The sequence below is a fragment of the Kocuria sp. CCUG 69068 genome (genome assembly GCF_020833785.1).
In the GTDB taxonomy this organism is placed as follows: Bacteria; Actinomycetota; Actinomycetes; order Actinomycetales; family Micrococcaceae; genus Kocuria; species Kocuria rosea.
Window position 1 is genome coordinate 1 of the sequence record NZ_PDDL01000093.1, and the last position, 13590, is coordinate 13590.

The window sequence follows — 13590 nt, forward strand, 5'->3', positions numbered from 1 at the left end:
ACCGCCGAGCCCGGCGCCCAGCGGGCCCCGGGACAGCTTCTCCGTCCAGCCCGCGGGCCGGGCCGGCTCCGGCTCGGCCTCCGGCGCCGGCGGCGGGACCGCCCGGCGCCGCCGCCGCACGGGGTCGGCCTTGGGCCCGGAGCCGACGAGCGGCCGGTCCGCACCGGGCTCCCCGCCCTCCCCCAGGATCCCGGGGACGCCGGAGGCCGGGGCGGGCTCCGCCGACTCGCCCGGGGAGCCCACGGCGATGATGGGGGCGCCGACCTCGACCGTGCTGCCCTCGGCGGCCAGCAGGTCCAGGACGGTGCCGGCGTACGGGGACGGCAGCTCGACCACGGACTTCGCGGTCTCGATCTCGACGAGCACCTGGTTGACCGTGACGGTCTCCCCCGGTGCGACCTTCCACGCGAGGATCTCCGCCTCGGTCAGGCCCTCGCCGACGTCGGGCAGGTTGAAGATCTGGGGCATGTCAGTACTTCCTCTCTCGCGCGCGGCCCCCGGGCCGGCGGCGGTGCCGCCGGCCCGGGGGCCGGCGACCGGGTCGGCGGGGTCAGTAGGCGAAGGACCGGTCCAGGGCCTCGAGGATGCGGTCGAGGTCAGGCACGTACTGGTCCTCGACGGCGGCCACCGGGTACGGCAGGTGGTAGGCGCCCACCCGCAGCACCGGTGCCTCCAGGGAGTAGAACGCCCGCTCGGTGAGGCGGGCGGCGATCTCCCCGCCGAGGCCGCCGAAGGTCGGGGCCTCGTGGGCGACGACGAGGCGGCCCGTCCGGCGCACGGAGTCCTCGAGGGTGTCGAAGTCGATCGGCGACAGCGAGCGCAGGTCGATCACCTCGACACTGCGCCCGTCCTCCTCCGCCGCCTGCGCCGCGGCGAGCGCGACCGGCACGAGGGGGCCCCAGGCCACCACGGTGGCGTCCTCGCCGTGACGGACGACCTGCGCGGAGAACGGGTCGGCGGTCGGGCGCTCGACGTCCACCGCGCCCTTGAGCCAGTACCGCCGCTTGGGCTCGAAGACGATGACGGGGTCCTCGCACGCGATGGCCTGCTGGGTCATCCAGTAGGCGTCCTGGGCGTTGGACGGCGTGACGATGCGCAGCCCCGCCGTGTGCGCGAACAGCGCCTCGGGGGACTCCGAGTGGTGCTCCACCGAGCCGATGACCCCGCCGTACGGGATGCGGATCGTCACGGGGACGGTGACGTCCCCGTTGGTGCGGTTGCGCATCTTGGCCAGCTGCGTGGTGATCTGGTTGAACGCCGGGAAGGAGAAGCCGTCGAACTGGATCTCGCACACGGGCCGGTAGCCGCGCAGGGCGAGCCCGATGGCGGTGCCCACGATCCCGGCCTCCCCCAGCGGGGTGTCCATCACCCGGTGGGCGCCGAAGTCCGCCTTGAGCCCCTCGGTGACGCGGTAGACGCCGCCGAGGGAGCCGATGTCCTCGCCCATGAGCAGCACCCGGGGGTTCTCCTCCATGGCCCGGCGCAGGCCCGCGTTGACCGCCTTCGCGATCGTCAGGTCCGGTGCGGTGCTCATGCGAGGTCCTCCTGGGTGCCGGCGGTCTGCGGGTCGGGGGCCCCGGCCACGGGGTCGGCCGCCACGGTCAGCCCCGCGGCCTGCGTGCCCCGGTCCGGTCCGGCGGGGCCCGGCCCGGCGTCGTCGTCGGTGTCGGTGTCGGTGTCGGCGAAGCCCGCCTGGTAGGCCGCGTACCAGGCGCGCTCCTCCTCCACGAGGGCGTGCGGCTCGGCGTAGGGCCGGTCGAAGAAGTCCTCGAACGCGGGCGGGTCCATGGCCAGCACGAGGGCGCGGGCCTGGTCGGCGAACGCCTGGGCGTCGGCCGCGACGTCGGCGAAGAAGTCGTCGCCGGTGCCGTGGGCCTCGCGCAGGTGCGCCTCGAGACGGAGCAGCGGGTCGAGCTCGCTCCAGTGCTGCTCGTCCTCCCGCAGGCGGTACTTGGTGGGGTCGTCCGCGGTGGTGTGGGCCCCGAGCCGGTAGGTCTCGGCCTCCACGAGCACCGGGCCCTGGCCGGCGCGGGCCTTCTCGAGCGCGTACCGCGAGGCCGCCAGCACCGCGAGCACGTCGTTGCCGTCCACGCGGATCCCCTCGAAGCCGTACCCCGCGGCGCGCTCGGCCAGGGGCACGCGGGACTGGGTGCGGAACGGCACCGAGATGGCCCACTGGTTGTTCTGCACGAAGAAGACCACCGGGGCGTCGTAGGACGCGGCGAAGACCATGCCCTCGTGGACCTCGCCCTGGGTGGAGGTGCCGTCCCCGAAGTAGACGACCGCGGCCGCCGGCTCGGCCTCCCGGCCCTCCGCCTCGGCCGTCCGCCGGTCCAGGTCGATGCCCATGGCGTAGCCCACGGCGTGCGGGACCTGGCAGCCGAGCACGATGGAGTAGACGTTCATGTGGTGCCGGCTGGGCCGCCAGCCCCCGGCGCTGTGCCCGCGGAACACGGTGAGCAGCTCGGCGGGCTCGACGCCCCGCTCGATGGCCACGGCGTGCTCCCGGTAGGTCGGGAACACGTGGTCGGCCGGGCGCAGCGCACGGGCGGAGCCCACCTGGGCTGCTTCCTGCCCGCGCATCGGCGCCCACAGCACCAGCTGCCCCTGCCGCTGGAGGTTGGTCGCCTCCTCGTCGAAGCGGCGGGCCAGCGCCATCGAGCGGTACAGCCCGCGCAGCTGCTCGGCGTCGACGTCGCGCACGTACGGGGACAGGACCGGGTCCGCGCTCAGCCGGCCGTCCCGGTCGAGGAGCCGCACCAGGCGCGTGCGCACCTCCGGCGTCGGCACGGTGCGGGCCGGCACGGGGGCGGCCGGGGACGATGGGGCGGCATCCATGGGCAGGACGTCCTTTCGGGTTGCTCGGGAGGGAGCCGGGCCGGCGCGGCCGAGGATCAGAGCACGGGCGGGTGGGGGAACTGCGCGCACAGCTCCAGGAACCGGGTGTTGGCCTCCGGCTCCCCGATGGTCACGCGCACGCCCTCGTCGCCGAAGCGGCGCACGGACAGGGCGTGGGCGTCGCACAGCTCGGCGAAGCCCCCGCTGTGCTCGCCCAGGTTCAGCCACACGAAGTTCGCCTGCGTCTGCGGGTACGGCCAGCCGAGCCCGTCGAGCCCGGCGAGGACCCGCTCCCGCTCGTCGACGACCCGCTGGACGCGCTCGGCCACCTGGTCGTAGTGGCGCACGGACGCGATCGCCGCGCGCTGGGCGAGGTCGGTCACGGAGAACGCGGGGGACGCCTGGCGCAGGTACTGGGTGATCTCCTGGCGGGCCACGGAGTAGCCGATCCGGAGCCCGGCCAGACCGTGGGCCTTGGAGAACGTCCGCAGCACGACGACGTTGGGGTGCCGGCGGTACAGGTCGACGCCGTCGACGAGGTCGTCGCGGCGCTGGAACTCCTGGTACGCCTCGTCGATCACCACGATCACGTCGCGCGGCACGGCGGCGAGGAACTCCTCGACCTGCGCGGTGGTGAGGCTGGGGCCCGTCGGATTGTTCGGCGTGCACAGCAGCACGACCTTCGTCCGGGCGGTGACCGCGGCGGCCATGGCCTCGAGGTCGTGGGAGCCGTCGCGGCGGTTCGGGACCGGGACGCCCAGCCCGCCGGAGAGCCCGATGCTGATCGGGTAGGCCTCGAAGGAGCGCCAGGCGTGCACCACCTCGTCCGGGGTGCCGTCCTCGCCGGCGCCCACGAAGGCGCCGAGCAGCTGGTTGAGCGCGCCGAGGCTGCCGGCGCCGGTGACGATGTCCTCGGCGGGAACGCCGAGGAACTCGCCGAGCACCTCCCGCAGCTCCGCGGAGGTCGTCTCGGGGTAGCGGTGCACCGCGTCCCAGCCGGCGAGGACCTCCTTGACGGCGGGCACGGGCCCGAACGGGTTCTCGTTGGAGGACAGCTTGTAGGACACGAGCCCGTCCACCACGACCGGGGGCTTGCCGGCCGCGTAGCGGGGAAGTCGGGACAGAGCCGGGCGCGGCCGGACCGCCGGGGTGGTGGCGGTGGCCGGGCCCGAGGCCGGGGCGGTGCCGGCCAGGGTGCGGGTAGCGTCGCTGGTACTCATGGAGGTCATGCTATCCCCGCACCCCCGGGGTTCCCCCGGTCGATGACGCCCCTCCGGACGACCCGCTGCTTTTCGGGGCGAAAGCTACAACCGGGTTCCGCGAAAGTTGGCGGCGGACGACAATTCGTCCGCCCGGGAGCGCGCGGGGGCCGTGGAAGAATGTGCCCATGCCCAACACCGATCGCATCCTGTCCTCAGGGCGCGCGGCGCTCGCCGCCGCCGTCCCGCCCGTCGCGCTGGGGCCCCTCGACGGCCGCTACCAGCCCGTGGTCGCGCCCCTGGTCGACCACCTCTCCGAGGCCGCCCTCAACCGCAACCGCGTGCATGTGGAGGTCGAGTGGTTCCTGCACCTCGCCGAGCGGTCGGTGCTGCCGGGGCTGGCGCCCCTGACCGAGGAGCAGATCGCCGGGCTGCGCCGGGTCGTCACGGACTTCGACACGGACTCGGTCGCGGAGCTCGCGGAGATCGAGGCCGTGACGGTCCACGACGTCAAGGCCGTGGAGTACTACATCGGCCGCCGGCTGCCCGCCCTGGGACTGGAGCACCTGGTCCCCCTCGTGCACTTCGGCTGCACCTCCGAGGACATCAACAACCTGGCGTGGGCCCTGGGGGTCAAGGACGCCACGACCGACGTGTGGCTGCCCGCGGCCCGGGCGCTCGTGGCCGACGTCGCGGCGCTGGCCGGGTCCGCGGCGGAGACCCCCATGCTCTCCCGCACCCACGGCCAGCCCGCCACGCCCACCACGCTGGGCAAGGAGATGGCGGTGGTCGCCCACCGCCTGGGCCGCCAGCTGTCCCGGATCGAGCGCACCGAGTACCTGGGGAAGATCAACGGCGCCACGGGCACCTACGCCGCCCACTACGCGTCCGTCCCGGACGCGGACTGGACGGAGGTCTCGCGCGAGTTCGTGGAGGGCCTGGGCCTGTCCTGGAACCCGCTGACCACCCAGATCGAGTCCCACGACTGGCAGGCCGAGCTCTACGCCGACCTCGCCCGGTTCAACCGGATCCTGCACAACTTCTGCACCGACGTGTGGTCCTACATCTCGATCGGCTACTTCCAGCAGATCCCGGTGGAGGGCGCCACCGGCTCCTCCACCATGCCGCACAAGGTCAACCCCATCCGCTTCGAGAACGCCGAGGCGAACCTCGAGCTCTCCAACGCCCTGCTGGACGCCCTCGGCGCCACGCTCGTGACGTCCCGGTGGCAGCGCGACCTCACCGACTCCTCGTCCCAGCGCAACATCGGCGTGGCCTTCGGGCACTCCCTGCTCGCGGTCTCCAACGTGAGCAAGGGCCTGGCCCGCCTCGACGTGGCGGAGGCGGTCCTGGCCGCCGATCTCGACGCGAACTGGGAGGTCCTCGCGGAGGCGGTCCAGATGGTCATGCGCGCCGAGGCGATCGCCGGCGTCGAGGGCATGGACAACCCCTACGAGCGCCTCAAGGACCTGACCCGCGGCCGCCGGGTGGACGCCGCCCGACTCCAGGAGTTCGTGGCGGGCCTGGGCCTGTCCCCGGCCGCGGAGCAGCGGCTGTCCGGGCTGACCCCGGCCACCTACACGGGCATCGCGGCGGACCTCGTGCGCTTCCTGTGAGCCCGCGCCCCGCGTGACGACGGGGTGCCCGGGCACGGGGCGCCGGGACGCGCCCGGGCACCCCGTGCCGCGCGGATCGGCCCGTGCGGATCAGTCCGTGCGGATCAGTCCGTGCGGATCAGACGGACGGGAGGTCGTGCAGGTTGTTGCACACGGTGTCCTCCGGGGCGGCCCACAGCCGCTTCTCGCACCCGGCGGACACCACGCGGACCCGCAGCTGCCCCGACGACCCCGGGACGTAGTAGAGGTGGACCTCGCTCTCGATGTCCCGGATGATCCGGGTGGTCGACCGCGGGGACCACACCTCCGCGGGATTGCACAGGGCGACGATGTTCCCGAGGGGGTCCGTGCGGACGCCCGTGACGGGTCGCTGGTCGGTCATCGGTAGAACTCCTGAGCTCGTGCCCCGGCCGGCACCGCCGGTCCGGGGATCAGTCGTATACCACGGTGCGGTCCTGCGCACCACCCTCCACCGGGGTCGAGTGCCGGCCGCCTGGGTTTTCGTTTGCTTTTGACGCACTCCGGGCGTTCGCTTTTGACTCACGGGGCGTTGCCCGGGATCATCGGTGCCTGAACCCTCTCTCGCGGCGGACCTGGATCCTGGTCCGCGGGACCGGAGAGGACGGTGCTCGGACTACGGCCTTCGGGGGAAGGCAGGCTCCGGGCGCACCGGGGACAGTGATCATGACAGTGGGGGATCATGACAATGGATGGGGAACACTCGATCAGGCTGCGGCTTCTCGGCAACGTCGAGGTCGAGCTCGACGGCACCGTGCTGGCCCTGGGCCACCGGCAGCAGCGCCTGCTGGCCGCGCTCGCCGTCCTCGGTCCCAAGCCGCGCCGGTTCCTCGGCGAGCTGCTGTGGCCCGACCGGACCGCGGAGCGCGCGATGGGCAGCCTGCGCACCACCGTCTTCAACATCTCGCGCCAGGTGCCCGGAGCCGTCGGGGCCCGCGGCAACAACATCGCCCTGGCCGAAACGGTCACCGTGGACCTGCACGAGCTGCGCGCGTCCCTGGACCGGGCGGCCACCGCCACGGCGCCCGTGACGGAGGACCCCTGGTTCCTGTCCCCCGACGGCGCCCAGCTTCTGCCCGGCTGGTACGACGGCTGGGTGATGGCCGAGCAGGACCGGCTGCGGACCCTGTACGTCAACGCCGTGGAGCACCTCGCCCGGCTCTCCCTGGAGCACCGCGACTTCTACCGGGCCCACGTGCTCGCCGACAACGTCCGGGCCCTGGACCCGCTGCGGGAGAGCGCGGTCCGCGTGTCGATCGAGGCGGACCTGGGTCTCGGCAACAACGCCCCGGCCCTGCAGACGTTCCGCAGCTTCTGCAGCACGATGGCCGACGAGCTCGGAGCGCCGCCCTCCCCCCAGATCACCCAGCTGATGGGCCACATGCGCAGCGCCTGACGCGCTCCCGCCCGGGGCCGTCCCGGCCGGTGCGTGCCCGGCGGCGGGGCAACGGCGTCCCCGCGACCCGCTGCCGGGTCGCGGGGACGTCCACTGGGCGGTCATGGCCGGGTCATCGTCCCGAGGTCAGGGCGGCCGTGGCCGACCGCACCGGGATGCCGCGCCAGGCGGTGTGGGGCAGCAGCTGCTCGCCCTTCATCACCAGCGACAGGGCGTCCACCGAGGCACCCGCGCCGACCGTCGTGTCGTAGAGCACGATCGAGCGCGCACCGACGGAGGCCCCGGGCAGGATCTCCACGTGGGACATCTTCATCACGCGGTCCTCGAAGAGGTGCGTCTGCAGCGACACGTCCGTCGAGACGGCGGCGTCGTCGCCGATGTGGACGAGGTCGAACTCGGTCAGGTAGGTGGTGCCGATGTACGTCCGCCGGCCGATCTGCGCGCCGAACAGGCGCAGGACCGGGCCGATCAGGGGCGTGCCCACGAGACCGCCGATGAGGGCGGGGACCGCCGCGGACTCGTACACGCCGGTGACGAACTCGCTGCGCCGGACGAAGTTGTCCCACAGCGGCTCGACGCGCTGGCGGTACCGGCCCACGATCGCCCACTTCAGGACGACGACGGCGAGGACCACGGTCAGGCCGGTGGCCAGCGCGACGAGGGGCAGCACGGCCACGAAGCCGAGCAGCGTCAGCTCGGGCACCAGGGCGACCGAGGCGAGCAGGCCCAGGTAGCCGATCAGCCCGATCAGCGCCGGCGGGACCGTGATGCGCAGCGCCTCGATGACGAGGCGGGCCGCCACCTTGCCGCGCGAGGGCCGGAAGGTGAGGCTCTCGTCGTAGTTGCCGCTGTCCTGCCGGCGGGGCAGGAACATGGCGGGCGAGCCCAGCCAGGACGTGCCGTCCGGCACGTCGGCCGGGGGCACCGAGGCGACGCCCACCAGGGAGCCCTCGCCCATCCGGGTGCCCGAGGGCACGAACGCGGCGTTGCCCACGAACGAGCGGTCGCCCACCACGGTGCGCTCCATGTACAGGTGACCGTGGTGGTAGACGGCGCTGCCCACGCTGGCCATGTCCGCGACGAAGCTTCCCTCGCCGAGGGTGAGGAGGTCCGGGTCGATGTGGCCGACCGTGGAGACCTCGGAGCGGGGGCCGACCTTGGCGCCCAGGGCGCGCAGCCAGGGGACCGTGTACATCGTGGCGTACAGGGCGTTGGTGCTCTCCAGGCTGGTGGAGAGCAGCTGGTCCGCCATCCACTTGCGCACGCCGAGCCCGCTGCGCACGGGGTGGATGCCGGTGGGCGTGCGGCGCAGGACGATCTTCCGGCCGCCCGCGACCACGGCGCAGACCGTGAGCACGTAGACGACGCCGACCGCCGGGGTGAGGGCGAGCCCCACGGGGAGGCCGAACTCCAGGGCCGCGGCCCAGATCATCAGGAAGGACGGGAGCACCAGGACGAAGGGCATCAGCTCGAGGACCAGCCAGCCCAGGAGCAGGCCGGCCGCCAGCGGGGCGGGCCAGCGGCCGCTGGGCAGCGGGCGCCGCTCCATCCGCTCGAGCAGCTCGTCGTCCCCGTCACCGGGCCGGGCCGGGGAGCCCAGCCAGTGCTCGCCGGCGGGGATCGTCTGGTTGCGGGAGGCCAGGGACTGCTCGGCCAGGCGGGCACCGTCCTCGATCCGGGTGCCCGGCTGCAGGAGGGCGTTGGCCCCCACGAACGCGTCGTCGCCGATGTGCACCGGCGCGATGGTCACCCACCCCTCCTCGACCTGGGCGGTCTGCACGGAGGAGTTGTAGCCGATGCTGGCGCGGGCGCCGACGGTGACGAGCGAGGGCAGGCCGATGGCTGCGGTGCCCACGTGGGCGTCCGGACCGATCCTGGCGCCCAGCAGGCGCAGGTAGACGGCGGCCATCGGGGTGCCGGTGAGGAGGTTGAGCGGCGAGAGCCGGGTCAGTCCGTCGATGCACCAGAGCAGGTAGTACTGCCGGCCCCAGAGGGCGTGGTGCCCCGGTCTGACGAAGCGTCCCAGCACGCGGGAGCCGAGGAACGGCAGGAGGACGCGGGCGAGCACCGAGACCAGGACGCCCACCAGGAGCATGTCCCACATCAGGGCGTAGCTGAACTGACCGCCGTAGGAGTACAGGACCGCGGCGAGCGGGGAGCCGACGAGCATGGCCGCCAGGACCATCGTCGTCACCTGCGCGAGGCCGCACAGCGCCACGCGGCCGCTGGTGTGGTGCAGCGGCGCGGGGCGGTCGTCCGGGGCGGCCGCGGCGGGGACGTACGCCGGGGCGGCGTCCAGGTGGCGCGCCAGGTCCCGGACGGTCGGGTAGGTGTAGATGTCCGCGATGGAGATGTCCTGGTCCGGGTGCGCGCGGCGCAGCTCGGACGTGGCGGTCGCGGCGAGCAGCGAGTGCCCGCCGAGCTCCATGAAGAAGTCCGCCTCCACGGAGAGCTGGTCCTCGGGGATGCGGAAGACCTTGGACCACACCTCCGTGATCCCCCACTCGGCGTCCGTCGCCGGCGGGACCAGCCCCATCGTGGTGACGAAGCGGGGCGTGCTGGGGTCCGGCAGGTTCTTCCGGTCCACCTTGCCGCTGACCATCATCGGCATCGCGGGCAGGATCTCGTAGAAGGACGGCACCATGTACGGCGGCAGCGCCGCGACCACGGAGTCGTGGAGCAGCTCGAAGAGGGCGCGCTCGTCGCGCACCGGGGCGCGCAGGGTGAGGAACGCCGCGACGTCGTCGCCGCCGGAGGTGAGCTTCACGGCGGCGTCCGCCACCGCGTCCTCCCGGCGCAGCACGTTCTCGATCTCCTGCAGGTCCGCGCGGTGACCGCGGATCTTCACCTCGCTGTCGGCGCGGCCGAGGTACTCGATCTCGCCGTCGGGCATGAACCGGCCCAGGTCGCCGGTGCGGTAGATCCGTCCGGCCCGGGGCCCGTCCGGGTGGGGGCGGAAGCGCTCCTCGGTGACGTGCGGCAGGTTGACGTAGCCGCGGGCCACGCCGGGGCCGGCGATGCAGATCTCGCCCGGCTCGCCGTCGGCGACCTCGTTCATCTCCTCGTCGAGGATCCGCACCTCGTAGGTGGGCAGGGGCTTGCCGATGGTCACGGGCCGCCCGGGGGCGAGCTCGCCCCACGTGGCGGTCACGGTGCCCTCGGTGGGGCCGTAGGTGTTGAGCATCCGGCGCTCGGGGGTGGACCACCGCTCCACGAGGTCGGCGGGGCAGGCCTCGCCGCCCACCAGGATGCTGCGGATGCGGGGCAGGTCGTGCTCGAGGGTGGCCAGGACGGTCGGCACGCAGTAGAGCACGGAGATCTCCATGCGCTGCAGGAACTCGGCGAGCCCCTGTCCCAGGCGGGCGTCGTCGGTGGGGCCGGCCACCAGGGAGGCGCCCACGGCCCAGGTCGGCCAGATCTCCTCGATGGAGAAGTCGAACGCGATGGTCATGCCCTGGTAGACGCGGTCCTCGGAGCGGACGTCGTAGACCTCGGGCACGATCTCGATGAAGTTGCAGATGCTCGAGTGCGCGACCTCGACGCCCTTGGGGCGGCCGGTCGAGCCCGAGGTGTAGATGATGTAGCACGTGGGGTCGCCCTCGTGGCGGACGACCGGGCGGTGCGCGGGCGCCTCCCCGAGCCGCTCGCCGATCCGGCCGACGTCGACGACGTCGGCGGGCGCGTCCTCGACCAGGGCCACGAACTCGGCGGAGGTCAGCATGAGGGACAGGTCGGAGTCCTCGGCGATGAACTGCACGCGGTCCGCGGGCAGGTTCGGGTCGATCGGGACGAAGGTGGCGCCCGTCTTGAGGATCGCCAGGAGGGACGCGTAGAGCATCGTGGAGCGCTGGAGCAGGATCCCGACGCGGTCGCCCGCGCTCAGGCCGTAGCCGGTGATCAGGTGGGCCAGGCGGTTGGCGAGCTCGTCGAGCTCCGCGTAGGTGTAGGCCCGGCCGTCGGCGTGCAGCGCCTGGGCGTCGGGGGTCAGGTCGCAGCTGCGCTCGAAGAAGTGGTGCAGCCGGGTGGGCTTGGTCTCCGTGCTCCGGACGCCCCGGGTCGAGGGCTCCGTCCACGGAGCTGCTCCGGCGGGGCCTCCCTTCGCGGCGGCCTCGTCCCACAGCACTCGCTCTGCCGCCGCAGCCTCCTCGCGGCGGTGAGAGCGATGTGGCACTGAGGTCATGTCCAACTCCTTTCGATGCACGTAACACCGGTGTTACCGGCACGTCCGTTCTACGGAGCGGGGTGTTATGGCCTCCTCACGGATCCGTCACGGCGGCGTTATTCCTCCGTTATCGATGCGTTCGTCGGTGGAGCTGCCAGGGGCGATGCCGACCGCGCGATCGGTTTCCAGTGGTAAAGATCACAGCCCGCATCTCGCTCTGCGAGACGTTTTCGACTGCAATCGTGCGGTTCCCGGGCCGGGGGTCGACGGTCGGGGACGCTCCCCCGGCGCGCGCCGCGGGCCGGGAGGTGGGTGGCCGGTCGCCCGTCCCGGCCACAGCTCCGGGGACAGGAGAATTCCCCCTGTTACCTTTCGTGAACCAGCGTCGGGCCGTCCTGGCACGCACGAGGCCCCCGCACGGGAACAGGACCGTCTCGTCCCTGTTCCCGTGCGGGGGCCTCGTGCTGCGCCGCGCCCCGGGTGCCGCTCAGCCGGCCGGGGAGCCCCGGTCCTCGTCGTCGCCGGAGGGCGTCGCCGCGGCGCCGTCGGGCCGGGCCGCCCAGGTGAGGTAGCCGCCGTCGAGGTTGACGACGTCCCGTCCGTGCTGCGCCAGGACCCGGGCCGCGAGGTAGCCGCGCAGGCCGGCCTGGCAGTGCACCACGAGCTCGCCCTCCGGCATCTCGTCGAGGCGGTCCCGCAGCTGGTCCAGCTCGATGTTGATCCCGCCGGGGATCGGCATCGCCGTGTGCTCACCCGGGGTGCGGACGTCCAGCAGGGTGGCGCCGGAGGCGAGGCGGTCGTCGAGCTCGTGCCACTGGACGGTCTCGACGAGCCCGTCCCGGTGGTTGCGGTCGATGTAGCCGAGCATGTTCACGGGGTCCTTGGCGGAGCCGTAGAGCGGGGAGTAGGCCAGCTCGAGCTCGGCGAGGTCGGCGGCCGCGATGCCGCCGGTGATGGCCGTGGCGAGGACGTCGATGCGCTTGTCCACGCCCGCCCCGCCCACGCCCTGGGCGCCGAGGATCGCGTCGTCCTCCGGGTCCACGAGCAGCTTGAGGGTCATCCCCTCCGCCCCGGGGTAGTAGCCGGCGTGGTTCGCGGGGTGCGTGTGGATCGCCCGGTAGGACCGGCCCGCGGCGCGCAGCCGCTTCTCGTTCCAGCCGGTGGCCGCGGCCGTGAGGCCGAAGACGCCGACCACGGAGGTGCCCAGCACCGGCCGGTCGGAGACGTCCATGCCGGCGATCACGTCGGCGACGAGCCGGCCCTGGAGATTGGCCGTGTTGGCCAGCGCGACGAGCGTGGCGGACCCGTCGAGGGCGTCGCGCTTCTCCACGGCGTCCCCCACGGCGTAGACGTCCGGGTCGGAGGTGCGGAGGTGCTCGTCGACGACGATGCCGCCGCGCGCCCCGACCTCCAGCCCCGCGGCCCGGGCCAGCGTGCTGTCGGGGCGGACGCCGACCGCGGCGAGGACCACGTCGGCCGGCAGCTCGGTGCCGTCGTCGAGCGTCACGGTGCGCTCCCCCACCTCGGTGACCGTGGTCCCCAGCCGCAGGTCGAGCCCGCGCTCGCGCATCAGGGTGTGCACGGGCTCGACCATCTCGGGGTCGAGCGGGGCCATGACCTGGGGGGCGGCCTCGACGAGGGAGACCTGCAGGCCGCGGTGGACGAGCTGCTCGGCGACCTCGAGGCCGACGTAGCCGCCGCCGACGACCACGGCGGAGCGGGCGCCCTCGACCGCGGCCACGACCGCGTCGGTGTCCTCGATGTCGCGCAGGACCAGGGCGCGCTCGATGCCGGGCACGGGCGGGCGGACGGGGACGGCCCCCGGGGAGAGGACGAGGACGTCGTAGCCCCGCTCCTCCTCCCGGCCGGAGGCGAGGTCCCGGACGCGCAGCACGTGCCGGTCCCGGTCGACGCCGACGACCTCGTGCCCCACCCGGACGTCGAGGCCGAACCGGGCGCCCAGGGACTGCGGGGTCTGCAGCAGCAGCGCGGAGCGCTCCTCGATGACGCCGCCCACGTGGTAGGGCAGGCCGCAGTTGGCGAAGGACGCGTGGCCGCTGCGCTCGTACACCGTGATCTCGGCGTCCTCCAGCAGGCGGCGCAGACGGGTGGCCGCGGACATTCCGCCGGCGACGCCGCCCACGATGACGATTCTCATGCGGTCATGCTACCGGCGCCGCTCAGGCCGCCGCGCGGCCCGCCCGCTCCGGCCAGCCCGGTGTCCTGAGGCGGCGCCGGAGGGTGCTGCCGGGCGGGGAACCGGTGAACTCGCCGTCGGCCGCGCACGCCGCGACCCAGCCGGGGGCGTCCCGTCCCAGCACGTGCGCCGCGCGGGCGTAGGCCTGGGCCTCCACCGCGCTC

General features: G+C 73.5%; 10 protein-coding genes. 2 read left to right on the top strand and 8 right to left on the bottom strand.

The annotated features are described in order from the left end of the window. From CRM73_RS14880 to CRM73_RS14895, 4 genes are all read right to left on the bottom strand, one after another. Positions 1 to 468 (bottom strand): biotin/lipoyl-containing protein (locus CRM73_RS14880; protein WP_305067807.1); only part of this gene is annotated, 468 nt, incomplete at its 3' end. A gap of 82 nt (positions 469 to 550) precedes the next feature. Next, positions 551 to 1534, bottom strand: coding sequence for an alpha-ketoacid dehydrogenase subunit beta (locus CRM73_RS14885; protein ID WP_035928182.1), 984 nt, complete (start codon positions 1532 to 1534; stop codon positions 551 to 553). Continuing rightward, the gene (locus tag CRM73_RS14890; RefSeq protein ID WP_229588270.1) at positions 1531 to 2838 is read right to left on the bottom strand and encodes a thiamine pyrophosphate-dependent enzyme; all 1308 of its coding nucleotides are present in this window, start codon (positions 2836 to 2838) and stop codon (positions 1531 to 1533) included. The genes CRM73_RS14885 and CRM73_RS14890 overlap by 4 nt, the downstream gene beginning before the upstream one ends. A 56-nt stretch (positions 2839 to 2894) precedes the next feature. Then, positions 2895 to 4058, bottom strand: coding sequence for a histidinol-phosphate transaminase (locus tag CRM73_RS14895; protein WP_017833498.1), 1164 nt, complete (start codon positions 4056 to 4058; stop codon positions 2895 to 2897). Positions 4059 to 4225: 167 nt separating this feature from the next. Between CRM73_RS14895 and purB the strand changes: the two genes are divergently transcribed. Then, positions 4226 to 5653: an adenylosuccinate lyase gene (gene purB, locus CRM73_RS14900; RefSeq protein WP_017833497.1), complete on the top strand. Its 1428-nt coding sequence runs from the start codon at positions 4226 to 4228 to the stop codon at positions 5651 to 5653. 118 nt (positions 5654 to 5771) lie between these two features. Here purB and CRM73_RS14905 read toward each other — a convergent pair whose 3' ends face one another. Then, complete coding sequence (locus CRM73_RS14905; protein WP_017833496.1) at positions 5772 to 6035, bottom strand: hypothetical protein; 264 nt, start codon at positions 6033 to 6035, stop codon at positions 5772 to 5774. Between the two features lie 324 nt (positions 6036 to 6359). On the opposite strand from CRM73_RS14905, the gene CRM73_RS14910 reads away from it, so the two are divergent. Then, positions 6360 to 7067: a BTAD domain-containing putative transcriptional regulator gene (locus tag CRM73_RS14910; RefSeq protein ID WP_035928176.1), complete on the top strand. Its 708-nt coding sequence runs from the start codon at positions 6360 to 6362 to the stop codon at positions 7065 to 7067. A 112-nt stretch (positions 7068 to 7179) separates the two neighbouring features. On the opposite strand, the gene CRM73_RS14915 is transcribed toward CRM73_RS14910, so the two are convergent. The 3 genes from CRM73_RS14915 to CRM73_RS14925 form a co-directional block, all read right to left on the bottom strand. After that, positions 7180 to 11247, bottom strand: a complete 4068-nt coding sequence (locus CRM73_RS14915; protein ID WP_229588272.1) for a Pls/PosA family non-ribosomal peptide synthetase — start codon at positions 11245 to 11247, stop codon at positions 7180 to 7182. A 469-nt stretch (positions 11248 to 11716) separates the two neighbouring features. Continuing rightward, positions 11717 to 13387: an FAD-dependent oxidoreductase gene (locus tag CRM73_RS14920; RefSeq protein ID WP_229588274.1), complete on the bottom strand. Its 1671-nt coding sequence runs from the start codon at positions 13385 to 13387 to the stop codon at positions 11717 to 11719. A 22-nt stretch (positions 13388 to 13409) separates the two neighbouring features. Continuing rightward, positions 13410 to 13590 (bottom strand): hypothetical protein (locus CRM73_RS14925; protein WP_229588277.1); only part of this gene is annotated, 181 nt, incomplete at its 5' end.